The sequence below is a fragment of the Streptomyces sp. NPDC029296 genome (genome assembly GCF_055569255.1).
The window spans coordinates 95,992-118,169 of record NZ_JBVHXT010000025.1 but is presented as its reverse complement, the minus strand read 5'-3'; the positions used below and the strand labels follow the sequence as shown (position 1 = coordinate 118,169).

Sequence of the window (22,178 nt, the reverse complement as noted above, 5' to 3'; positions counted from 1 at the left end):
AGTTCCCCCCCCCCCCCCCCCCGCGTCTGTGCCGGCGCCCCGGCCGGCCCCCCCCCCGGCCGGCGCCCGCCTACTCCGCCGGCCTCCTCGGGGTGGTGGTGCGCAGCCAGGCGGTGAGCCAGCCCGTCTGCATCGCGGCGTCGAGGAGGTAGGTCGGGCGGATGCGTCCCCGGGGGACGTAGACGAGATCGACGGCCAGCAGGGTCAGCGCGGTGCCCATGCCGACGCGGCGGGCGTGGGCCGCTCCCCGGGGGTCCGCCGCCGCGGCGATCTGGGCGAGGCCGGAGCAGGCCAGCAGCCCGCCCGTCGTCATCTGGAGCCATACGTCGGTCTTCGGCCCGAAGACCCGCTCGAAGCTGCGCAGGTGCACCAGCGGCCACAGGCCGCCCACCACGTTGAAGGCACCGTGCGCCACCGCCACCGCGCGTCCCGGCTCCCGGTCCGGTGTCCTGTCCATGGTGCCTCCCTTCGCGGGGCGTGCCGGGTACCCCGGCCGGCGTCCCCTCACCCCGCGCCGAGCTCCACCGTCGTCGTGACGCGGGTGAGCGACGGCCGCCTCGGCACCGAGCCGAAACCGAAGCGGACGGGGGGTTCGACCGGTGCCAGGACGCCGAGGTCGGTGCCGGCGAAGGACGCGCTGAGCGTGCGCACCGGGCGCAGGTCCCGTGCGCCGTACCACTCGCGGCGGCCCGGCCGGGCGCTGCCCCGGGTGCGAACGCCGGGCAGCAGCAGGCGGGCCGGGCGGTCGGTGAGCGCGCTCCACGCCGGACGGCGGGCGAGCGCGCCGGGCTGGGCCCGCAGCAGCAGGCCCAGCGGCCGTCGCCGCCCGGTGGTGAAGCACAGCCGGAGCGGGCCCGCGCCGACGGTCCAGGTGCCGTCCGCCACGCCGACCCGCACCGGTACGACGCGGACGGTGTCGAAGACGTAGGTGGCCTCGACGAAGGCCGCCGTCTCCGGCGTCGGCGCGAGCAGCAGCCGTTGGCCGTCCGGGCGCTCCAGCATCACGTCGCTGAACGCGCCGAACGGCGACCGCTGCCAGTGGCCGAGCACGACACGGGTGCCGGAGGTGGTGCCCAAGCCCGCGATCCAGCCCTCGAAGCGCAGTCTCCGGTGCCGCGCGTCCGGCGGGCGGACGCGGCTCATCCGCGGGCTCCCGCGGTGCCGGTCCGCCCGGTCTCAGCGCGCCGGCGGGCAGGGCAGCGAGGCTCCCATCCGCACATGGCGGACTCCCTCCGAGAAGTGGACGACGGGCTCGCCGGCGGGGGCCGGCAGACCCGCCTCGGCGGTCAGGGTCTCCTCCAGTTCCCCGAGGGCGGCGCCGGCCAGCGGCCAGGGTTCGTGTTCCACGGGTGTCTCCCACAGCAGGCCGAGCCGGCGGGTGTACGCCCGCCAGCGCGAGGTCAGCCAGACGTCCCGCTCGGTGGGCCGCTCGATCGGGTCGCCGGGGCGGACGGCCAGCCGGTAGGAGGCGTGGCCGGGCCGCCTGCGGCCCCTGTAGCGGACGGTCTCCCCGCTCCGGGTGACCGCGAGTGCGCCGCGGTGGTACGGCGCGCCGATCGCCCGTGCCGCGAGCATCACCGGGAAGGCGGCCTCCAGGGAGAGGAACCAGAGCCCGTCCCGGCCGCTGGGATGCCGGACGTAGGTCCTCAGGTTGGTCTCCGCGAAGGTGGGGAGCCCGGGCATCCGGGCCGGTACGCCGGCCGGGCGGACGTCCGCCATCACGAAAGGGGTGAACCCCACCCAGGCGCTGCCGTCGTACTCGTCCACGACCAGGGGTTCGGGCACCAGTGCCCGCACCGCCTCCACCGGGTACGCCCAGTGGACGAAGGTCTGCGTCAGCCAGCCGGCCCGCAGTACCGGCAGCCGCACCCGCCGCTCCGCCTCGTACGCCGCCACGGGCGCCGGGTCCCCCTGCCCGGCCCGCCGGAAACGGCGGCCCGGGCACGTGCGCGGAAGGCCCGGGTGGCGCGGCGAACAGCCTAGGAGGCCGCACGTACGAAGGAAGCGTGCGGGCGGACGGGCGTGGGCGGTGGCCGCGACGGCCGCCCGGCTGAAGCATGAGGGGGGTGCCCTGACGCTCGGCCGCGGCGCGGCGACGGGGGCACCCCACCGCCCCCGAATCGTCACAGGAGTGGCCTCCATGACCTTCAATCCCCTGGAGCAGCGGGGCATCCCGCTGGACCGTCAGGTGCGCAACTGGCGTGAGCTGAACGTGCGGCCGATCGACCCCGACCGCTGTGACCCGTACACCCGCTGCCGCGTCATCACCATGAACGGCATCGAGGTGGAGGCGATCCTCTTCAGCCATCAGCTCGCCCGCAAAACGGCGGACCCGGAGGTGAAGCGGCAGCTGGCCCGCACCCGCTACATCGAGGCGCAGCAGCAGAAGGTGGTCAACTGGCTGCTGCCCGGTGTCTCCTCGGTGCTGGAGACGACCATCGCCTACGAGCAGGTCGCGGTGGACCTGACGGCGTGGGTGGCGCGGATGGAGCCGGACCCGTATCTGAAGCAGGCGTACGAGTTCGGGGTCCTGGAGGACTTCGACCACCTGTACCGGTACGCGAACCTGTACGAGATGATCGAGCACCGCAAGGCGGAGTCGATCGTCGACAACCTGACCGAGGTCATGCCGGGCCGGCCCACCAAGTTCCATCACCGCGACCCGTACGACAACGTCCGCGACCCCTACGACAAGACGGTCGCGAGCCCGCTGTCGAAGCTGCACGCGCTGACGATCATGTCCGCGGAGCAGCAGACCATGAACTTCTACATGAACACCGGCCCCACCTACATGGAGCCGATCGCGCGGCAGCTGTACCAGGAGATCGGGCTGGTCGAGGAGGAGCACGTCACCCACTACGAGTCCCTGGTGGACCCGGGCGAGACCTGGTGGGAGCAGCTGGTCAACCACGAGTACAACGAGTGCTACCTCTACTACTCCTTCATGGAGCAGGAGAGCGACCCCAAGGTCAAGGCGATCTGGGAGCTGCACCTGAACATGGAGCTGGAGCACCTGCACACGGCCTGCGACATGATGCGCCGCTACGACGGCCGGGAGCCGCAGGAGGTCCTCGCCCCGGAGCTGCCGAACGTGCTGACCTTCGAGCCGAACAAGCAGTACCTGCGGAACCTGCTGGACACCCAGATGGACCTGACCACGCTCGGCGCGGGCTATGTGCGCGAGGCGCACGAGCGCTTCGAGAAGATGCAGGAGCGGATCCACGGCGGCGAGGAGCCGCCGAGCGAGCGGGTCATGGCGGAGCACGACGCGATGTTCGGCCGCGAGTACCGCGTCCAGTCCGAGGGCGAGCACCCCGACCCCCGTATGCGCGAGAAGTGAGGGAGCCGACATGTCCGAGCTGCACACACCGCAGGCCGGTGACGACGGGGCCGAGGACACGGACGTGGTGGCGCTGCTGATGCGCCAGCACGGTGACATCCGCAACCTCTTCGACGAGGTGGAGGCCGCGACCGGGGACGAGCGGCGTGACGCGTTCCGGCGGCTGGTGCGGCTGCTGGCCGTGCACGAGACCGCCGAGGAGGAGGTCGTCCATCCCTTCGTGCGGCACGGGGTGCCCGGCGGCGAGCAGATCGTCGGGGACCGGCTCGCGGAGGAACGGGCCGCCAAGGAGGAGCTGGCCGCGCTGGACGGGATGGACACCGACGCCCCGGAGTTCCTGCCGCGGCTGATGCGGCTGCGCACGGACGTCCAGGAGCACGCGCGGGCCGAGGAACGCTACGAGTTCACGCACATCCGGCGCAGCACCGACGTCACCAACCTCGCCGCCATGGCCAAGGCCGTCAAGGCCGCCGAGGCCATGGCGCCCACGCATCCGCACCCGGGGGTGGAGTCCGCGGCGAAGAACATGGCGCTCGGGCCGGTGGCCGCGTTGATGGACCGCACGAAGGACATGGTGCGCAGGACCATGGGCAAGGACGGCTGACCGCCGCCCCCTCGGGCGCGCGAGCCGGGGCCGGTCCCGTCGGGGGCCGGCCCGGCCGTCGTTCCCGGCCGTCGTTACTGCGTCCGGGGCCCGCCGATCGGGTGAAGCACAGGGTGGCGGCGGTGCGGAACCCGGGAGTGCGCGGTGCCGGGGCCGCTTTTCCCGCGGGCACGGCGGTCTTCGTTGAGTGGCAGGGTGCCGTCCGGCTCGCCAGACTGAGAACGGCGGTTCGTGATCGCAAAAGATCCGGACGGCACAGGCGATCCACACGTCCCTCAGGAGATCGAATGGTGGAGCAGTCCTCCGAGGTCCCCATATCCGGGCCGGACGAAGCCGCCGTCCCCCTGAGCGACAAGGGTCCGGCCAGGGCGGAGACCGAGAGGAAACTCGCGGCGGCACTGGCCGAACTCGTGGAGGTCGACCACGTACCGGCCGACAGCCACTTCTTCACCGATCTGGGTGCCAATTCGCTCGTCATGGCCCAGTTCTGCGCACGGTTGCGGAAAATACCGGACCTGCCCTCCCCCTCCATACGGGACATCTACCGGCATCCCACGATCCGCGGCCTGGCCGAGGCGCTGGCACCGGCCTCCCCCGACGGCGGCACCCCGGTGGACCCCGTACCGGCACCGGCACCGGCATCGGCTCCGGCAGCCCGGGTGAATCCGCTGCACCACCACGCGTGCGGCGCGTTCCAGCTGCTGGTGTTCCTGGTCTACTCGCTCTTTTACGGATACATAGCCGCCGGCGGATTCGAGTGGATCTCCGAGGGTGCCGGTCCGGGCGGTGTCTATGTGCGTTCGCTGCTGTTCGGAAGCGTCGCGTTCTTCACGCTGTGCGCCTTTCCCGTCCTCGCGAAATGGGTGCTCGTGGGCCGGTGGAAACCGGGCGAATTTCCCGTCTGGGGACTGGCGTATGTACGTTTCTGGCTGGTGAAGGTGCTGCTGCACGCGAATCCGATGGTGCTCCTCGTCGGCACCCCGCTGTATGTGCTGTATCTGCGGGCGCTCGGCGCGCGGATCGGAAAAGGCGTCACGATTCTCTCCCGCTCGGTCCCGGTCTGCACCGACCTGCTGACGATCGGTGCCGGGACGGTGATCCGCAAGGAGTCCTTCTTCCTGGGCTACCGGGCCCGCGCCGGCCGCATCCAGACCGGCCGGGTCACGCTCGGCCGGAACGCGTTCGTCGGCGAGAAGACCGTCCTGGACATCGACACCTCGCTGGGCGACGACGCCCAGCTCGGGCACTCCTCCGCGCTGCACCGCGGCCAGGCGGTCCCGGACGGCGAGCGCTGGCACGGCTCCCCGGCAGAGCCCACCGAGGTGGACCACGTGCGGGTCCCGCCCGCCCGGTGCGGCACCCCGCGCCGGGCCTGGTACGGCACCCTCACACTGCTGCAACTGCTGTTCGTCTACATCCCGATCGCCCTCGGCGGGGTGTACATGGTGTTCACCGGGATACCCGCGATCGGCAAGCGGCTCGATCCGCAGACGGCCTCGCTGACCCGGCCGGAGCTGATACCCGACGCGCTGGCCGTCTCGCTCGCCGTGTTCTTCGGCTTCGTCGGCGCGGGGATCGTCGCCCTGTACACGGTGCCGCGACTGCTGCGCCTGCTGGTCCGGCCCGACCGGGTCTATCCGCTGTACGGACTGCAGTACACGCTGCACCGCGCGGCGGCCCGCCTCACCAACATCAAGTTCTTCACCTGGCTGTTCGGCGACAGCTCGTACATCGTGTACTACCTCCGCCGGCTCGGCTACGACCTGTCACGGGTCGAGCAGACCGGGTCCAACTTCGGCACCGAGGTGCAGCACGAGACGCCGTTCCTGGTCACCGTCGGCACCGGGACGATGGTGGCCGACGGACTGTCGCTGGCGAACGCCGAGTACTCCAGCACCTCCTTCCGGCTGTCCCGGGTGGCGATCGGGCCGCGCAACTTCCTGGGCAACAACATCGCCTATCCGGCGGGCGGGCGGACCGGGGAGAACTGCCTGCTGGCGACCAAGGTGCTGGTGCCGCTCGACGGCGAGACGCGCACGAACGTCGGGCTGCTCGGCTCGCCGTGCTTCGAGATCCCCCGCTCGGTGGAGCGCGACGCCCGGTTCGACCATCTGCGCACGGGCGACGAGCTGCGCCGCCACCTGCGGGCGAAGAACCGCTACAACCTGCTGTCGATGGCGTGGATGCTGTTCGCGCGCTGGCTGCACGTGTTCCTGCTGACGCTGTTCGCGCTGGTCTCCGTGGAGTTCTACGGCGTGGTCGGCCATGTGGTGATCGCCCTGTACCTGGCGCTGACGCTGCTGCTGTCCACCGCGTACTACGTCCTGGTGGAGCGCTGCGCGACCCGGTTCCGTCCGCTGCGCCCCCAGCTGTGCTCCATCTACGACCGCAACTTCTGGCTGCACGAGCGCCTGTGGAAGGTCCCGGTGCAGTACCTGAACATCTTCAACGGCACCCCGTTCAAGGCCCTGGTGTGGCGGCTGCTGGGCGTGCGGATGGGCAAGCGGGTGTTCGACGACGGCTGCTTCATCACCGAACGGACCCTCGCCGCGATCGGCGACGAGTGCACCCTCAACGTCGGCAGCAAGATCCAGTGCCACTCGCAGGAGGACGGCACCTTCAAGTCCGACGGCGTCACGCTCGGCGCCCGCTGCACGCTGGGCGTCGCCGCCCACGTGCACTACGGCGTGACCATGGGCGACGGCGCGGAGCTGGCCCCCGACTCCTTCCTGATGAAGGGCGAGGAAGTCCCCCCGGGCGCGCGGTGGGGCGGCAACCCGGCCGTGGACATGCCTCCGACCGGCGGCGTGCCTGCCCTCCCGGCCCGGGCCCCGAAGACGACCGGCGCCGCCACGGCCGCCACCAGCTGAGGAAGGTCACCATGGAAACGCGCGTGGAAGCCGGCCGGGAGTACTGGAGCCGGGTGCTGACCGCCGGCGGCGCGACCACCGTGCCGCGCTGGGCCCCGGAGCCGGGCCCGGGGTGGCGGGAGCAGGAGACGGCGGTCCCGGAGGACGTGACGGCCGCGGTGCGCGCCCTGGTGCGGCGCTCGGGGCTCCCGCTGAGCGCGGTGCTGCTGGCGGCGCACGCCAAGGTGCTGGCCGCGCTGTCCGGCGAGCCGGAGGTGGTGACCGGGTACACCGCCGGGGTGCGCGGCGAGCCGCTGCCGTGCCGGCTGACCGTCCCGCCGGGGTCCTGGCGGGCCCTGGTGTCGGCCGCCGAGCGCGCCGAGGCGGAGGTGCTCGCCCACCGCGAGTTCCCGGTGGCCGGGCTGCGCCGCGAACTGGGCCTGACCGAGCCGCCGTACGAGGTGGTGTTCGGGCCCCTGGACGCCGACGGGAGCCCGGGCGGCGCGGCCGGCGGGACGCACGCCGGCGAGGGTGTGCTGCACCTGCGCTGGTACGACCGGGGCGGACGCCTGGTCCTTCTGCTGCGGCACCGCGCCGACGTGCTGGACTCCGCTGCCGCCGCCCGCGTCGGCGGCTACCACCTGCGGGCCCTCGCGCTGCTGGCGACCGCCCCGGACGCCGAGCACGGGCAGCAGAGCCTGCTGTCGGCCGAGGAGGTGCGCGAACAGCTGGAGGGGCTGGCGGGGCGCCACCGCGAGCTGCCGGACGCCCGCGCGCACGAGGTGTTCGAGGAGCGGGCTCGGGCGCATCCGGACCGGGTGGCCGCCGTGCACGGCGGGCGCGCGTGGACGTACGGCGAGCTGAACGCGCGCGCCAACCGGCTGGCGCACGCGCTGCTGGCGCGCGGAGTGGGCCCGGAGGACGTGGTCGCCGTCGTCACCGAGCGCGACCTCGACTGGCTGGCGGCGACGCTGGCGGTGTTCAAGGCGGGCAGCGTCTACCTGCCCGTCGAACCGCACTTCCCGGCCGGGCGGATCGCGGCCATGCTGACCCGCGCGGAGTGCCGGCTGGTGCTCACCGGGTCCGGCGGTACGCGGAACCTGGACGAGGCGCTGGCCGCCGTACCGGGGGCCGGGAAGCTGCCGGTGGAGACCGCGTACGGGGAAGGGCACGCCGACACCGACCCCGGACTCGCGATCGAGCCCGGCCGGCTGGCGTACATCTACTTCACCTCCGGCTCCACGGGGGAGCCGAAGGGGGCGATGTGCGAGCACGCGGGCCTGCTCAACCACCTGTACGCCAAGATCGACGACCTGGGGATCGGCGAGGACTCGGTGGTGGCGCAGACCGCCCCGCAGTGCTTCGACATCTCGCTGTGGCAGTTGCTGTCCGCGCTCATGACCGGCGGGCGGACACTGCTGGTCGGCCAGGACGTGATCGTGGACGTGGAGCGGTTCGTGGACACGCTGGCGCGCGGCCGGGTCGCCGTGGCCCAGGTGGTGCCCTCCTACCTGGAGGTGGTGTGCGCGTACCTGGAGCAGCGTCCGCGTGCGCTGCCGGACCTGCGGTGCGTGTCCGTGACCGGGGAGGCGCTGAAGCGGGAGCTGGCGCAGCGCTGGTTCGCGCTCCAGCCGGGGATCCGGCTGCTGAACGCCTACGGGCTGACCGAGACCTCGGACGACACCAACCACGAGGTGCTGGACGGCGTGCCGGAGCGGGTGCTGCTGGGCCGCGCGGTCCACAACGTCCGCGTGTACGTCGTGGACGAGCACCTGGCACTGGTGCCGCTGGGCGCCCCGGGGCTGATCGCGTTCTCCGGCGTCTGTGTGGGCCGGGGGTACGTGAACGATCCCGAGCGGACCCGGGAGGCGTACCGGACGGACCCGTACCGGCCCGGTGAGCGGTTGTACCTGGGCGGCGACCGGGGCCGCTGGCACCCCGGCGGCAAGCTGGAGTTCCTCGGCCGCCGGGACAACCAGGTGAAGATCCGCGGCTTCCGCATCGAGATCGGCGAGATCGAGAACACCCTGCTGCGGGTGGACGGGGTGCGCGACGGCGCGGTGGTCGTCGCGGAGCGGGGCGACGGGAACAAGCACCTGATCGCCTTCCACACCGGGCGGCGGCTCCCGGACGGGACGCTGCGCGAGGCGGTCGCGGCGGCGCTGCCCGCCTATATGGTCCCCTCGGCCTTCCACTGGCGGGAGAGCCTGCCGCTGACCGCCAACGGCAAGATCGACCGCAAGGCGCTGACCGCGCTGGCGGAGCGGGCCGGGCCGGCCGCGCCGCCGGACGGCGCCGCCGGGAACGCGGCCGTGCTCAGCCCCGCCGAGCGGCGGCTGGCGGCGGTCTGGGCGGAGCTGCTGGGCGTGCCCGAGGAGCGGATCGGCCGTACGGACCACTTCTTCGACTCCGGGGGCACCTCCCTGACGGCCGTGAAGCTCAGCGTCGCGCTGGACCGGGCGGTCTCCCTGAAGGACATCACCCGGCACCCGGTCCTCGCCGACCTGGCCGCCCTCCTCGACGGCGCCGGCCGGTCGCGCCCGGAGCTGCTGCAACCGCTGTCGGAGGCGGGCGACCCCCTGGACGGCGCGCTGGTGTGCTTCCCGTACGCGGGCGGCAACGCGGTCAACTACCGCCCGCTGGCGGCGGCGCTGGCCGGCGGCGGCCCGGCGGTCCTCGCCGTCGACCTGCCCGGGCACGACCTGGCGGACGGGCGGGCGCCGTTCGCGTCGATCGCCGAGGTGGCCGAGCGGGTCACCGCCGAGATCACCGCGCGCGGCCTGACCCGGGTCATGCTCTGGGGGCACTCCTCGGGCGCCGCCCCGGCCCTGGAGACGGCCCGCCGGCTCCGGGAGCGGGGCGTGCGGGTGACCCGGGTGTTCCTCGGCGCGCAACTGCTCGGCACCGCCGCCGAGCGCGGCGCCGCCGTCGCCGAGCTGACCCGCGGCGGCGACGCGGAGATCGCGGCGCGGCTGGCCGCGGACGGCGGCTACCCCGAACTCGCCGAACTCGACGAGCGGCACGCCGAGCGCATCGGCGCCGCCTACCGGCACGACTGCGTGTCCGCGCACCGCTATCTGCTGGCGGCCCTCGCCTCCCCGCCGCGGGTCCGGCTGTCCGCGCCGGTGACGGTGGTGGTGGCCGCCGACGACCCGCACACGGCCGGCTACGCCGAACGCCACCGGGACTGGCGGCTGCTGGCCGACCACGTCGAGCTGCACGAGCTGCCCGACGGTGGCCACTATTTCCCGCGCACGCGCCCGGCCGGGGCGGCGCGGGCCGTCCTGACCGCGGCCGTGCCCCTGGCCTCCACCTGAGGGCCCGTCCCCCATCCGACGGGCGACCGGAAAGGAAACCGAGATGCCCTCCTCATCCCTGGCAGCACCGCTCGACGTGGAGCTGCGGCCGGACAGACCGGCGATGGTGCGCGTCGCCGCGCCGGACGACGCCGCGCGCTGGGCGGCCGAGCACCGCGAGGCGTTGCGTGCGCGGGTCACCGAGCACGGGGCGCTGCTCGTGCGCGGCCTCGGCCTGACGGACCCCGAGCACGTCGGTGCCGTCCTCACCCGGCTGGCGGGCGAGCCGATGGCGGAGACGGAGGCGTTCGCGCCGCGCGAGGCCGTCGGGCCCGGGCTGTACTCCTCCACGCCGTGGCCGGCCAACCAGCCGATGTGCATGCACCACGAGCTGAGCTACCAGCTGCGGGTGCCCGGCCTGATGCTCTTCGCGTGCCTGACCCCGCCCGCGACGGGCGGGGCGACCGCGGTGGCCGACGCCGAGGAGGTCCTCGAGGCACTGCCCGCCGATCTGACGCGACGCTTCGAGCAGGAGGGCTGGCTGCTGACCCGCAGCTACAACGACGAGATCGGGGCGTCCCTGGAGGAGTCCTTCGGCACCGCCGACCGCGCCGCGATCGAGGACTACTGCCGGGCGAACGCCATCGAGGCCACCTGGCTCGGCGACGGCTCGCTGCGCACCCGGCAGCGCCGCGCCGCCGTCGTCCGGCACCCGCTGACGGGCCGCCGCTGCTGGTTCAACCAGATCGCGTTCCTCAACGAGTGGACCCTCGCCCCGGAGGTGCGCGAGTACCTGGTGGACGAGTACGGCCCGGACGGTCTGCCGTTCAACACGTGCTACGGCGACGGCGGCCCGATCGGCGCGGACGTCGTCGAGCGCCTGAACGCCACGTACGAGGCGCACACCCGGCGCGAACCCTGGCAGGCCGGCGACGTGCTGCTGGTGGACAACATCCGCACCGCGCACAGCAGGGAGCCGTTCACCGGAGAGCGGCGGGTCCTGGTCGGCATGGCCGAGCCGCGGCGCGTGGCCGACGGCTCCTTCACCCCGGAGGCGAGCGGACGATGACCGATGTGCTGCCCCACACGGCCCGGTCCGCCGACGGTGGCCCGCCGTCCGTGCCGACCTTCGCGGTCATCCCCGGCGAGCAGGTGAAGAAGGCCTTGGAAGGGGCCGAGCGACAGGTCGTGGAGCTGGTGGAGGCCACCTACCGGCTGCACGGCGCCGGCGAGTCGGTGAACCCGCCGTCGTACTTCCTGCGCTTCCCGGACCGTCCCACGTCCCGGATCATCGCGCTGCCCGCGTCCATCGGCGGGTCCGTCCACGTGGACGGGCTGAAATGGATCTCCAGCTTCCCGGAGAACGTCGAGGCCGGGCTGCCCCGGGCGTCGGCGGTGCTCATCCTCAACGACCCCGGCACCGGCTATCCGTTCGCCTGCCTGGAGAGTTCCATCATCAGCGCGACCAGGACCGCCGCGTCCGCCGCGCTGGCCGCCGACCGGCTCAGCCGCGAGCGGCCCCGGCCCACCCGGGTCGGGTTCTGCGGCACCGGCCTGATCGCCCGGTACATCCACACCTTCCTGGCCCGCACCGGCTGGACCTTCGAGGCGATCGGCGTGCACGACGTGTCCGCCGCCAGCACCGAGGGCTTCTGCGGCTATCTGCGGCAGACCGGGGCGACCGAACCGGTCACCGTCCACGACAGCGCGGAGGGCCTGATCCGCTCCAGCGACCTGGTGGTCTTCGCCACCGTCGCCGGCCGGCCGCACGTCACGGCCCCGGCCTGGTTCGGCCACAATCCGCTGGTGCTGCACATCTCGCTGCGCGACCTCGCCCCCGAGGTGCTGCTCGCCTCGGCGAACTTCGTGGACGACGTGGAGCACTGCCTGAAGGCGGACACCTCCCCGCACCTGGCCGAGCAGCGCACCGGCAACCGCGACTTCCTCAACGGCACCCTCAACGACGTGATGCTGGGCCGGGCCGCGCCGCCGCAGGACCAGCCGGTGATCTTCTCCCCCTTCGGCCTCGGCGTCCTCGACCTGGCCGTCGGCAAGTTCGTCTACGACCAGGTCGCCCGGGCGGGCGCGCTCCGCCTCGTCGACGACTTCTTCCACGACCTGCGCCGGTACGGCTGAGGCCGTTTCCCGCAGCCCTGGCAACAGGAGGCCTGCCGTGCCCGTGATCACCGCTCCCCACGCGTTCAACGAAGGGAGCCTCTTCGTCGATCTGGAGTCGATCTTCGGATACCGCCTCTACCTCAAGTGCGAGGGCTTCAATTTCGCCGGCTCCATCAAGCTCAAGGCGGCGAACGAGATGGTGGAGAGCGCCGAGCGGGAGGGGACGCTGACGCCGGACTCCGTCCTCGTCGAGTCCTCGTCCGGCAATCTGGGCGTCGCCCTCAGCATGATCGCCGCGAGCAAGGGCTACCGGTTCCTGTGCGTGACGGACTCCCGGTGCAATCTGTCGACCAAGCTGCTGATGGAGGCCCTCGGCAGTCATGTGCACGTGGTGACCGGCCTGGACGAGAACGGCGGCTTCCTGGGCACCCGGCTGGAGTACGTCCGTTCGCTGTGCGCGTCCGACGACCGGTACGTCTGGCTGAGCCAGTACACCAACGCGGGCAACTGGCGGGCGCACTACCGCACCACCGCGCCGGAGATCGCCGGCCACTTCCCGGGCCTGGACGTGCTGTTCGTCGGGACGGGCACCGCCGGGACCCTGATGGGCTGCGCACGCTACTTCCGCGAGTGGCACCGGCCGGTGCGGATCGTCGCCGTGGACAGCATGGGGTCGGTGGCCTTCGGCGGCCCGCCCGGCCGCCGGATGATCCCCGGCCTGGGCATGAGCATGCGCCCGCCGCTGCTGGACGAGTCCTACGTGGACGAGGTGATCCGGGTGGAGGAGGCGGACACCATCCGCACCTGCCACCGGCTGGCCCGGCGGGGCTTCCTGTTCGGCGGTTCCACGGGGACGGTGGTCAGCGCGGCGACGGAGTGGCTGGCCCGGCGGGACGCCCGGGAGCTGACCGCGGTGGCCATCGCCCCCGACCTGGGCGAGCGCTATCTGGACACCGTGTACCAGACCAACTGGCTCCAGGACCTGTACGGCGACCAGCTGCTGGACTCGGCCGGGCTGGAGACCCCGGCCTGGGACGACGACCCGGCGCCCCGCGCACCGGGCCGGCGCCGCAGACCCTAGGACGGGCCCGCCGGGAGCGCCGGGGCCGGGACCCGCCCCGCGGGCGTCCGGCTCAAGTCTCGGCGAGCGCCTCCGCCCGGGTCCGCCAGGGGATCCGGAAGGCGGTCGCCGTGACGATCAGGGCGGAGACCACCACCGTCGCCATGCCCACGGTGAGGTTCGCGGCGCTCGCCACGAAGCCGATCAGGGCCGGGCCGCCCAGCAGTCCGGTGGTGCCCATCGCGGCGACCAGGGCGAGGGCGTCCGAGCCGTGTTCGGCCGCCGCCACGTACACGCAGGGGGTGACGGCGGCGGCCCCGAGGCCGACGCAGGCGAAGCCGAGCAGCGTGGGGACCACTCCCCCGGCGAGCAGGGCGAGGGCGAGGCCGACGGCGGCCACCGCGCTGCCGGTGCGCACCACGCGCCCGTCGCCCCAGCGGGTGCGCCAGCGGTCCGCGCACACCCGGGCCAGCAGCATCATCACGGAGACGACCGCGATGCCGAGCGGCGCGACGCTCGCCGACGCCTCGACGACGTCCTTCATGTAGAGCGTCGACCAGTCGTTCATCGCGCCCTCGGTGATCGTGCCGAACGCCATGGCACAGCCCATGAGCAGGGTCGTACCGGAGGGCAGCCCGCGCCGGGCGCGCCGCTTCGGCCCCTCCTCGGCGGCGGGTGCCGGTTCCTCGTGCGCGAGCAGGCCCGGCCGGGCCCCGCCGAGCAGGAGCAGCAGCAGCGCGCCCGCGACGGCGAAGTGGGCCGCGACGGACCCGGTCAGCGCGGTGGCACCGGAGGCCAGCAGCGCGGCGGCGAGCAGGCCGGCGCTGAAGGTGGCGTGCAGCTGGGACATGGCGGTGCGGTCGTACGCCTTCTCCAGCGCGGCGCCCTGCGCGTTCATGGCGACGTTCAGGCAGCCGACGGCGACCCCGTCGGCGGCCACGGCGAGGAGCGCCAGCGGGTAGTTCGGCACGGCGGACAGCGCGGCCAGTACGGCGATCAGGGCGGCGGCGGACACCAGGGACAGCCACCGCGAGCCGAGCCGCCGCATCAGCACCGCGACCAGCGGGAAGGAGACCGCCGCGCCCGCCCCGCAGGCCATCAGCAGCAGCCCCACCTCGCCGGCGCCGAGGTCCAGCCGGGACTTCAGCGCGGGCAGGCGGGCGATCCAGGTGCCGTACTGGAAGCCGAGGAAGCAGAACAGCGCGGCGATGGACCACTTGGCGCGCGCGAAGGACGTCCCGGGCATCACACGGCCTCCTGGTGCGGCCGGGCCGCGGCGGTCACCGGCGCCGACATGTAGACGGCGCCCCGGCCGTACTCCGGCGGGACCGGGGCCGAGGGGTGGGCGCGGTAGCCGTGCGCCCGCCAGAACGGCTCCTTGTCACCGACGGCGACCAGCGAGAGGGTGGTGAAGCCGCGCGCCCCGGCCGTCTCGGTCAGGTGGCGGACCAGCCGGGTGCCGAGGCCCCGGCGGCGCAGCGGGGCGCTGACGACGATGTCGTGCAGGTGCAGGTTGGCGGTGTCGTGGACGGCCTGTTCCGGGCTGCCCAGCGCGGGGCAGCGGAAGCGGGGGTAGGGCAGGGCGAGGACATAGCCGGCGGGCACCCCGTCGTGTTCGAGGACGAAGCAGGTGCCGGCCGAGGCGCGGGCCCGGGAACGGAGCAGTTCCTCGCCCTCGGCGAGGGAGAGGTCCGCGTACGCCTCGCTCTCCAGGGCGGCCAGCCGGGGCCAGTCGGCCTCGGTGATGCCCCGTATGAGGTCGTTCATGTCAGTGGGAGTCCTTCCGGGCCGCGTACGCACACGCACGGCAGCGGGCGGATGCCGTTGAAGCCCTGGGTCGTGTAGCTGGGGGCGTAGGCGCCGGCGGAGCGGATCCACACCGGGTCGCCGGAGGCGAGGGTCCGGGGGACGGGCACCGGGTGCCGGCCGCCGCCGTAGGCGTCGTCGCTGTCGCAGGTGGGGCCCGCGACGACGGCGGGCACGTGGTCCTCGCTCTCCCGCCCCGGGAAGACCAGCGGGTGGGTCACCTGGTCCATCTCGTACAGTCCGTTGAACTTGCCCACGCTCAGGTACAGCCAGCGGGTGGTGCCGCCGTCCGGCCCGGTCCGCTCGGTCAGCCGCACCACGTGCGCCCGGACCGCCCCGTGGTCGGCGACCAGGTGCCGGCCCGGCTCCAGGAGGAACCGGAGCGGGGCGGCGGCCAGGCCGGCCAGGCGTTCCATGCCCTCGCGGAGCACGGCGAACATCTTGTCCAGCGGCGGGTCGAGCGGGGTGCCGCGCCGGTCCAGGTAGCCGAGCGCGGGCAGGCCGCCGCCGAGGTTGACGTGGTCCGGTACGATCCCCCGCCCGGCCAGCGCGGCCAGTGTCCCGGCGAGTGTGTCCAGGGCCTGCTGCCAGGCCTCGCCGGTCATCTGCTGGGAGCCGACGTGCACGGACAGTCCGGCCGGGACGAGGCCGGCCGCGCGGGCGGTGGTCATGATCCGGACGGCGTCGCCGGGCCCGCAGCCGAACTTGTGGTTCAGGCCCCACAGGGCGCCCTGGCCGCTGGTGGCGAGCCGGCAGAACACCCGGGCGCCGGGGGCGTGCGCGGCGATCGCGGCGACGTCTTCGAGGCTGTCGGTGGCGAACGTGCGGACACCCAGGCGGTGGGCCTCGGCGATGTCGTGGTCGGACTTGATGGTGTTGCCGTAGTGGACGCGGTGGGTGGGGACGCCGGTCCGCAGTGCCTGCCTGATCTCGGCGGGGCTCGCCGCGTCGAAGCCGGCGCCGCGGTCCGCGAGGCAGTGCAGGACGTCGTCCACGGGGCAGGCCTTGAGCGCGAAGCGGATGTCCACTCCCGGCAACTCGCGCAGGAGAGTGTCGTATTGGTGCTCTATGCCGGTGAGGTCGTAGACGATCCGGTCGGTCTCCCGCGGCTGGTCGCGCCGGTTCGGGGCGCTCATGCGCGGGCCGCCTCGATCAGGGCCGGCCATGCCTCGGTCAGGAGGGCGAAGTCCTCCATGTCCCGTGCCGCCCGGTCCAGCAGTTCCTCCCGCTCCGCGGCGAGTCGGTCGGCGAACGCGGCGTATCTGCCGCCCAGTTTGCGGTACGCCGTGTCCACGCGGTCCAGACGCCAGACGTTCTCGGCGCGGTCCAGGGCCGTGCTCTCGCGCAGGAGGCGCACGATCCGGTCGGGGCGGACCCGGTGTCCGGGGTCCAGCAGGCCGGCCGGGCCTTCGGCGGCCATGCGGTCGTAGACGTGGTGGAAGTAGAGCATCGACAGCAGGAACTTCACGAACCGCCGCTGGTAGGCGAGGAAGCCGGTGTCGGTGCGGCGTTCGGGGGTGTGGAAGTTCTCGATGTGGCGGTTGTGCAGGATGCCGGGCAGGCCCGCGTCGTGGACGAGGTGCAGGAGGAAGTAGTCGCTGCCGATGGTGTCGGTGGCCGGCGGCAGCGGGACCCGCTCGTACACCGCCCGGTCGAAGGCGATGTTGCACATGTCGACGCGCATCGGGTCGACCACGGTGAGGGTCGAGTGGTCGCCGGTGAAGGGGTCGGTGCCCGCGCCGGTGAAGGACTCCTCGACCAGCGTGCGCCGGCGGTCCTCGGGCCAGTCGCCGGGCGCCCAGAGGCCGACCACGTCGTGGTAGACGCCGTCGTCGAGCCGCCGTATCTCGGCGATGTCCACGGAGAGTTCGCCGATGAAGGAGGCTCCGGCCAGCGACACCGGGCGGTGGGCCAGGGCCGGGTCGAGGTCGGTGCGGGTGACGGACGCCGCGGCCTCGGCGGCGGGCCGGCCGAGCCAGGGCAGCTCGTGGTGGACGGGGAACACCGGCTGCCCGGCGTGCGTCTGGTAGGTGCTGTCGGAGTCCCTGCGGTGCACGGAGTGGCAGCCCAGCGAGGCGGCCAGCAGGAAGGCGCGGTTGGTGCAGGCGCCGTAGGAGACGGCGGGCGGGAGCATGAGGTCGAGCAGCCGGTCCGGCTCGGGCAGGCCGGAGCGCCGGATGATCCCGCGCAGCGAGGCGCGCTGGCGTTCCTCGTCGAGGTGGTAGACGGTCACGCCCGGCTCCGGGGGCAGGGCCGCGACGGTGCCGGCGTGGGCGGCCCGGGTGCGGTCGTCGGCGGAGTCCAGGATCAGCAGCCGGACCTCCGCGCCGAAGTTCCGCACGGCGTGGGCGGCTTCGGCGTGCAGGGCGGTGATGGTGGCGGAGCAGGCGCGGTTGGTGGGCAGGGCGAGGCAGACGCGGTTCACCGGTCCCCTTCCGCGGCGGCCCAGGAGTCGAGCCCCAGCAGCCTGCGCCCCAGGTCGTTCAGTTCGGCGGGGCCGTAGCGGAGGGCTTCCGGCATGCGGGCGTCGCCGAGCAGGGTGGCGTTCCAGTCGGGGGTGCCCAGGGTGCGCCAGGAGTGCACACGGGCGTCGCGCAGGGCGGTGTGCCCCTCCAGCGCGGGCATCATCGACAGGTACTGGACGGCGCGGACAGCGTTGTCGGAGAGGTTGGGCGCCACGCCGTGGGCGAGCATGCCGTTGAAGATCAGCAGGTCGCCGGGCTGGAGGTCGGGGCGGACCACCGGGAACTCGGCGCGGTCGATCGCGGGCCGGACCGGGTCGCGGCCGGGCGGCTGGGCGAGGCGCCACTCCTCGAAGCGGCGGAACAGTTCCGGCGCGCACTGGAAGCCGCCGAGATCGGGCCGGGTGTCGGTGAGCGCGATGATGCCCTGGACGCGCTGCGGCAGCACGGCGCGGGTGGAGTCGACGTCCCAGTGCAGCTCGATGTCGAAGCCCTCGTCGGTGGGTTCGATCAGGGAGCGGGAACGGGTGCGTATGTTGGGCGGGTTGAGGTTGAGCCGGTCCAGGGTGACCCACAGCTCGGGGCTGTCCCACACGTCCACGAAGGCGTCGTAGACCCGCCGGCTCTGCCGGCTGTCCCAGATCAGCTGGTGGTGGTAGGCCTCGACGAAGCCGTAGATGTACAGGTGCCGGTCGAGTTCGGAGCGGAACCCGGGTTCCTCGTACCAGGTGTCGGGGCGGTCGGGGTCCAGGCCCTGGAACTCCCAGGCGAAGTCGAGCAGGGCCTTGGCCTCGCCGGGGGTGATGGCCTCGCGGACGACGACGTAGCCGTAGGTCTGCCAGAAGGCGAAGTCCTCCTCGGACAGCACGCGCAGCGGCTCGGTCTTCTCGATGTCGCGCAGCGGGGTCGAGGCGAGGTAGGTCTCGCCGTCGGCGCTGAAGTAGGGGCGGCCGGTCGCCGCTCGGTGGAGGTAGGGGGCGGGCTCGGGCATGCGTTCACACTCCGGGGTGATCGGGACGAATACACCTGCGGGTCGGACGTGAGACATGTGCCGGTGGCATGCGCCAGGGCGCGAAAGGGCCACCGGTGCGCGGAAGGAGCACGGAGGACGGCCGCCCGCCGGGGTGGCGGGCGGCCGGGGTGAGGAGGTCAGCCGGCGAGGACGGCCTCGGCGGCGGCCACGCCGCAGACGCGGGCGGCGCCGTAGGTGGCGATGTGCGGGGTGCCGCGCGGCGGGGCCTGCGGCAGGCCCATCTCCACCACGACGGTGTCGGGCCGGGCGGCGAGCAGGGTGTCGAGCGCGGAGCGCATCCACGCGTGCCGGTGCTCGTCGCGGACCACGGCGACGATCCGGCGCCCGCCGGCCGCGGCGAGGGCGGCGGCTCCGGCCCCGTCACCGCCGAAGGTGCCGGATGTGCTGCCGGGCAGCAGCCGCTCCAGCTCGTCGGCGACGCCCCAGGGGGTCTCGTCGCCGACGGCGATGTTCGGGGCCGGGTTGAACCGGGCGACGTACACCGCAGCGGTGACCGGTGCGGCGGCGCCGGCGCGGGTCACGGTCAGCGCCCGGCGGGCCGCGACCAGGCCGACCTCCGGGTCGGGGGCGGTCCTCAGGGCGTCGTCGCGGTGCGCGGCGGTCCAGGCGGCCAGGTCGCGCACCCGGGCGGCGGCGTCGGCGAGCCGTTCCTCGGGCAGTTCGCCGGAGCGCACGGCGGCGACGAGCGCGTCCCGCATGCCGAGCACGGTGTCCTCGTCGCACAGTCCGCCGCCCACGCAGATGGCGTCGGCGCCGGCCGCGATCGCGAGGACCACGCCCCGGTTCAGGCCGTAGGTGCCGGAGATGGCGCGCATCTCGATGCCGTCGGTGACGATCAGGCCCTGGTAGCCGAGTTCGCCGCGCAGCATGTCGGTGAGGATGCGCGGGGACAGGGTGCCGGGGCGGTCCGGGTCGAGGGCCGGGACCAGGATGTGGGCGCTCATGATCGCCCGGGTGCCGGCGGCGATGGCCGCGCGGAACGGGGGCAGTTCGCGCTCGTAGAAGGTGTCGGCGTCGACGTCGATGCGCGGGATGGCGTGGTGGGAGTCGACGTTGGTGTCGCCGTGCCCGGGGAAGTGCTTGGTGCAGGCGGCGACGCCGGTGGACTGCAGGCCCTCGACCCAGGCGGCGGTGTGCCGGGCGACCAGGCCGGGGCTCGCGCCGAAGGAGCGGACGCCGATGACGGGGTTGTCCGGGTCGGCGTTGACGTCGGCGGAGGGCGCCCAGTCGAAGGTGACGCCGCAGGCGGCCAGGCGGCGGCCCAGCTCGCGGGCGACGGCCCGGGTGAGGCCGGGGTCGTCGACGGCGCCGAGGGCGTGGTTGCCGGGGAAGGCGGAGCCGGTGCGCACGTCGAGGCGGGTGACGTCGCCGCTCTCCTCGTCGATGGCGACCAGCAGGTCCTCGCGTGCGGCGCGCAGTTGCGCGGTGAGCGCGGTGACCTGCTCCTCGCTGACGACGTTGCGGCCGAACAGGGCGACGGAGGCCAGGCCCTCGTCGATGCGGCGGCGCACCCAGTCGGGGGCGGTGGTGCCGTCGAAGCCGGGCTGGAGCACCGCGAGGGCGTTGCGGGTGAGGGTGTCGGTGCCGGGGGCGATGGTGGTCATCGGGGCGTCATCCCTTCACGGCGCCGTCGGTCAGACCGCTGACGGCCTTGCGTTGCAGGAAGATGAAGAGGATCAGGATGGGCAGCGCGAAGAGGGACGACGCGGCCATGGTGGCGCCCCAGTCGTCGCCGAAGGCGGTCTGGAACTGCGACAGCCACAGCGGCAGGGTCTGCTTCTCGGCGGACTTGTTGAGGATCAGGACGAGCGGGAACTCGTTCCAGGCGGTGATGAAGCCGAACAGCGAGGTCGCCATCAGGCCGGGCGCGAGCAGCGGGAAGATCACCTTGCGGAAGGCCTGCACGCGGGTGCAGCCGTCGACCATCGCCGACTCCTCCAGCTCCTTGGGCACGGCGGCGATGTAGCCGCGCAGCGTCAGGATGGTCAGCGGCAGCACCATCATCGCGTAGAAGGCGGTGAGCGGGACCAGGCTGTCGAGCATGTCGTTGTCGCGGACGGTCATGTAGATGGCGATGATGAGGACCTCCCAGGGGGCCATCTGCGCCAGCATGAACGTCACGATGAGACCGCGCCGGCCCTTGAACCGCATCCGGGTCAGGGCGAAGGCCGCGAACAGGGCGATGACGAGGGAGAACGCGACCGACAGGAGCGTGACGGTGACGGAGTTGAGGACCAGGGTCCAGAAGTGGTCCGCGTCGACGGCCGTCTTGAAGTGCTCCAGGGTGGCGTCGGTGGGGAACCACACCGGGTCGTCGGAGATGATGTCGCCGGTCGGCTTGAAGGCCGTGGCGAACATCCAGTACACGGGGAACACGAAGCCGACGAAGAGGACGACGGCGGTCGCGTTGGGCCAGATACGGCCGAAGAGCGAGCGCTTCACAGCTCGTCCTCCTCTTGCTTGAGCACCATGCGCAGGTAGTACGAGGTGATGGCGAGCAGCACCAGGATGGTCAGGAAGGAGATCGCCGCGCCGACTCCGAAGTGCTGGTTGCCGACGCCCTCCACATAGGCGTAGATCGGCAGGGTCTCGGTGAGGTGGTCCGGGCCGCCCTCGTTCATCGCGAAGATCTGCGGGAACGCCTTGAAGATCCAGATGACTTCGAGGAACGTCGTGGCGTACAGGAAGGGCCGCAGGAAGGGCAGGGTCACCGAGGTGAAGCCCTTCCAGGCGCCGGCGCCGTCCAGGGAGGCGGCCTCGTACAGCTCCCGGGGGATCGTGGTGGTGGCGGCGTAGAGGTTGATCGCCACGAAGGGGATGGACTGCCACACGAGCAGCAGGGTGACCACGGCGAAGGTGGAGAACTGCGTCTGGAGCCAGTTGTGGTCGGCCATGGAGTGCCAGCCGAGCTTGTCCAGCACCCAGTTGACGACGCCGAAGCGCTGGGCGAACAGCCACTTGTAGACGGTGGTGGCCGCGATGATCGGCATGGCCCAGGCGAGCACGAGGCCGATCAGGAGCAGCAGCCGCATCCGCTTGCCGAGCCGGGCCAGCAGCAGCCCGGTCAGGGTGCCGAGCACCATGATCAATGCGACGTTGACGGCGGTGAAGAAGACGGAGCGCTCGACGACGCGCCAGAACTCCCCGGCGGACAGCACCTCCTGGTAGTTGTCGACGCCGTTCCACTCGGTGAGGTGCTGGATGAGCTGCCGCGGGTTCAGGTTCTGGAACGACAGCATGCCGTTCTTCAGCAGCGGCCAGCCGAGCAGCACCAGGGTGGCCAGCAGCGCGGGCAGCAGGAGCAGGTAGGGGGCGGCGGCGCGGCGCCGGGACGGGGCCCCGAGGGTGCGGTCTTCACCTCGTGGCGAGGCCGGCACCCGGGCCTTGCGGACAGCGGGCTCCCCGGCCGTGTCCGTGCCTTCGGTCTGCACTGACATGAGTTGCCATCTCTTCCGTGGCCGTACGAAACACCAGGGCCGTACCCGTGGCACGGCACAGGTGTGGGCCGGGGGGGGGGGGGGGGGGGGGAGAGAGAAAGGGGGGGGGGGGGGGGGGGGGGGGGGGTGGTCGAGAAACACAGAAAAAAAAAAACAAAAAACCGACCCCACCC

Annotated in this window: 18 protein-coding genes; 7 read left to right on the top strand and 11 right to left on the bottom strand. The window is 73.0% G+C overall.

From position 1 onward, the window contains the following. Window positions 1-70: 70 nt before the first annotated feature. From ACZ4W9_RS22545 to ACZ4W9_RS22535, 3 genes are read right to left on the bottom strand one after another with little or no spacing between them, the layout of a single operon-like run. Complete coding sequence (locus tag ACZ4W9_RS22545; RefSeq protein WP_467938528.1) at window positions 71-457, bottom strand: hypothetical protein; 387 nt, start codon at window positions 455-457, stop codon at window positions 71-73. Between the two features lie 47 nt (window positions 458-504). Further along, complete coding sequence (locus tag ACZ4W9_RS22540; protein WP_467938526.1) at window positions 505-1,143, bottom strand: hypothetical protein; 639 nt, start codon at window positions 1,141-1,143, stop codon at window positions 505-507. Between the two features lie 33 nt (window positions 1,144-1,176). Then, complete coding sequence (locus ACZ4W9_RS22535; RefSeq protein WP_467938524.1) at window positions 1,177-1,896, bottom strand: YqjF family protein; 720 nt, start codon at window positions 1,894-1,896, stop codon at window positions 1,177-1,179. Window positions 1,897-2,140: 244 nt separating this feature from the next. Here ACZ4W9_RS22535 and ACZ4W9_RS22530 point away from each other — a divergent pair, with 244 nt between their 5' ends. The 7 genes from ACZ4W9_RS22530 (at window position 2,141) to sbnA (ending at window position 13,288) form a co-directional block, all read left to right on the top strand. Further along, window positions 2,141-3,340, top strand: a complete 1,200-nt coding sequence (locus ACZ4W9_RS22530; RefSeq protein ID WP_467938522.1) for a hypothetical protein — start codon at window positions 2,141-2,143, stop codon at window positions 3,338-3,340. 10 nt (window positions 3,341-3,350) lie between these two features. Further along, window positions 3,351-3,944 carry a hemerythrin domain-containing protein gene (locus tag ACZ4W9_RS22525; protein WP_467938520.1) on the top strand — a complete coding sequence of 198 codons (594 nt, stop codon included), beginning with the start codon at window positions 3,351-3,353 and terminating at the stop codon, window positions 3,942-3,944. A gap of 287 nt (window positions 3,945-4,231) precedes the next feature. After that, a complete protein-coding gene (locus ACZ4W9_RS22520) occupies window positions 4,232-6,814 on the top strand; it encodes a Pls/PosA family non-ribosomal peptide synthetase (protein ID WP_467938518.1) in 2,583 nt (860 codons plus the stop codon). Between the two features lie 11 nt (window positions 6,815-6,825). Beyond that, window positions 6,826-10,110, top strand: coding sequence for a non-ribosomal peptide synthetase (locus tag ACZ4W9_RS22515; protein ID WP_467938516.1), 3,285 nt, complete (start codon window positions 6,826-6,828; stop codon window positions 10,108-10,110). A gap of 43 nt (window positions 10,111-10,153) precedes the next feature. Then, a complete protein-coding gene (locus ACZ4W9_RS22510; protein ID WP_467938514.1) occupies window positions 10,154-11,158 on the top strand; it encodes a TauD/TfdA family dioxygenase in 1,005 nt (334 codons plus the stop codon). Beyond that, window positions 11,155-12,225, top strand: a complete 1,071-nt coding sequence (gene sbnB, locus ACZ4W9_RS22505) for a 2,3-diaminopropionate biosynthesis protein SbnB (RefSeq protein ID WP_467938512.1) — start codon at window positions 11,155-11,157, stop codon at window positions 12,223-12,225. Before ACZ4W9_RS22510 ends, sbnB begins: the two co-directional genes overlap by 4 nt. A gap of 37 nt (window positions 12,226-12,262) precedes the next feature. Then, window positions 12,263-13,288: a 2,3-diaminopropionate biosynthesis protein SbnA gene (gene sbnA / locus ACZ4W9_RS22500; RefSeq protein WP_467938510.1), complete on the top strand. Its 1,026-nt coding sequence runs from the start codon at window positions 12,263-12,265 to the stop codon at window positions 13,286-13,288. A 52-nt stretch (window positions 13,289-13,340) separates the two neighbouring features. Here the strand turns inward: sbnA and ACZ4W9_RS22495 are convergent, their stop codons facing one another. The 8 genes from ACZ4W9_RS22495 to ACZ4W9_RS22460 form a co-directional block, all read right to left on the bottom strand. Continuing rightward, a complete protein-coding gene (locus ACZ4W9_RS22495; RefSeq protein ID WP_467938508.1) occupies window positions 13,341-14,513 on the bottom strand; it encodes an MFS transporter in 1,173 nt (390 codons plus the stop codon). Next, complete coding sequence (locus ACZ4W9_RS22490) at window positions 14,513-15,034, bottom strand: GNAT family N-acetyltransferase (protein ID WP_467938506.1); 522 nt, start codon at window positions 15,032-15,034, stop codon at window positions 14,513-14,515. The genes ACZ4W9_RS22495 and ACZ4W9_RS22490 overlap by 1 nt, the downstream gene beginning before the upstream one ends. After that, the gene (locus tag ACZ4W9_RS22485; RefSeq protein ID WP_467938503.1) at window positions 15,031-16,209 is read right to left on the bottom strand and encodes a type III PLP-dependent enzyme domain-containing protein; all 1,179 of its coding nucleotides are present in this window, start codon (window positions 16,207-16,209) and stop codon (window positions 15,031-15,033) included. The genes ACZ4W9_RS22490 and ACZ4W9_RS22485 overlap by 4 nt, the downstream gene beginning before the upstream one ends. Further along, entirely contained in the window at window positions 16,206-17,498 is a 1,293-nt protein-coding gene (locus ACZ4W9_RS22480; RefSeq protein ID WP_467938501.1) for a DUF6271 family protein, read from the bottom strand. Before ACZ4W9_RS22480 ends, ACZ4W9_RS22485 begins: the two co-directional genes overlap by 4 nt. Next, entirely contained in the window at window positions 17,495-18,526 is a 1,032-nt protein-coding gene (locus tag ACZ4W9_RS22475; RefSeq protein ID WP_467938498.1) for a phytanoyl-CoA dioxygenase family protein, read from the bottom strand. The genes ACZ4W9_RS22480 and ACZ4W9_RS22475 overlap by 4 nt, the downstream gene beginning before the upstream one ends. A gap of 158 nt (window positions 18,527-18,684) precedes the next feature. Continuing rightward, window positions 18,685-20,172 carry a glycoside hydrolase family 3 protein gene (locus ACZ4W9_RS22470; RefSeq protein WP_467938496.1) on the bottom strand — a complete coding sequence of 496 codons (1,488 nt, stop codon included), beginning with the start codon at window positions 20,170-20,172 and terminating at the stop codon, window positions 18,685-18,687. A gap of 7 nt (window positions 20,173-20,179) precedes the next feature. Then, window positions 20,180-21,010, bottom strand: a complete 831-nt coding sequence (locus tag ACZ4W9_RS22465) for a carbohydrate ABC transporter permease (protein ID WP_467938494.1) — start codon at window positions 21,008-21,010, stop codon at window positions 20,180-20,182. Then, window positions 21,007-22,005, bottom strand: coding sequence for a carbohydrate ABC transporter permease (locus ACZ4W9_RS22460; protein WP_467938492.1), 999 nt, complete (start codon window positions 22,003-22,005; stop codon window positions 21,007-21,009). Before ACZ4W9_RS22460 ends, ACZ4W9_RS22465 begins: the two co-directional genes overlap by 4 nt. Window positions 22,006-22,178 lie beyond the last annotated feature (173 nt).

Bases quoted from the DNA above. Each gene is read 5' to 3' on its own strand.
- ACZ4W9_RS22495 (WP_467938508.1), bottom strand. From the start codon at position 14,513: ATGCCCGGGACGTCCTTCGCGCGCGCCAAGTGGTCCATCGCCGCGCTG.
- ACZ4W9_RS22530 (WP_467938522.1), top strand. From the start codon at position 2,141: ATGACCTTCAATCCCCTGGAGCAGCGGGGCATCCCGCTGGACCGTCAG.
- ACZ4W9_RS22540 (WP_467938526.1), bottom strand. From the start codon at position 1,143: ATGAGCCGCGTCCGCCCGCCGGACGCGCGGCACCGGAGACTGCGCTTC.
- ACZ4W9_RS22470 (WP_467938496.1), bottom strand. From the start codon at position 20,172: ATGACCACCATCGCCCCCGGCACCGACACCCTCACCCGCAACGCCCTC.
- ACZ4W9_RS22525 (WP_467938520.1), top strand. From the start codon at position 3,351: ATGTCCGAGCTGCACACACCGCAGGCCGGTGACGACGGGGCCGAGGAC.
- ACZ4W9_RS22520 (WP_467938518.1), top strand. From the start codon at position 4,232: ATGGTGGAGCAGTCCTCCGAGGTCCCCATATCCGGGCCGGACGAAGCC.
- ACZ4W9_RS22515 (WP_467938516.1), top strand. From the start codon at position 6,826: ATGGAAACGCGCGTGGAAGCCGGCCGGGAGTACTGGAGCCGGGTGCTG.
- ACZ4W9_RS22460 (WP_467938492.1), bottom strand. From the start codon at position 22,005: ATGTCAGTGCAGACCGAAGGCACGGACACGGCCGGGGAGCCCGCTGTC.
- ACZ4W9_RS22510 (WP_467938514.1), top strand. From the start codon at position 10,154: ATGCCCTCCTCATCCCTGGCAGCACCGCTCGACGTGGAGCTGCGGCCG.
- ACZ4W9_RS22485 (WP_467938503.1), bottom strand. From the start codon at position 16,209: ATGAGCGCCCCGAACCGGCGCGACCAGCCGCGGGAGACCGACCGGATC.
- ACZ4W9_RS22490 (WP_467938506.1), bottom strand. From the start codon at position 15,034: ATGAACGACCTCATACGGGGCATCACCGAGGCCGACTGGCCCCGGCTG.
- ACZ4W9_RS22475 (WP_467938498.1), bottom strand. From the start codon at position 18,526: ATGCCCGAGCCCGCCCCCTACCTCCACCGAGCGGCGACCGGCCGCCCC.
- ACZ4W9_RS22545 (WP_467938528.1), bottom strand. From the start codon at position 457: ATGGACAGGACACCGGACCGGGAGCCGGGACGCGCGGTGGCGGTGGCG.
- sbnB (WP_467938512.1), top strand. From the start codon at position 11,155: ATGACCGATGTGCTGCCCCACACGGCCCGGTCCGCCGACGGTGGCCCG.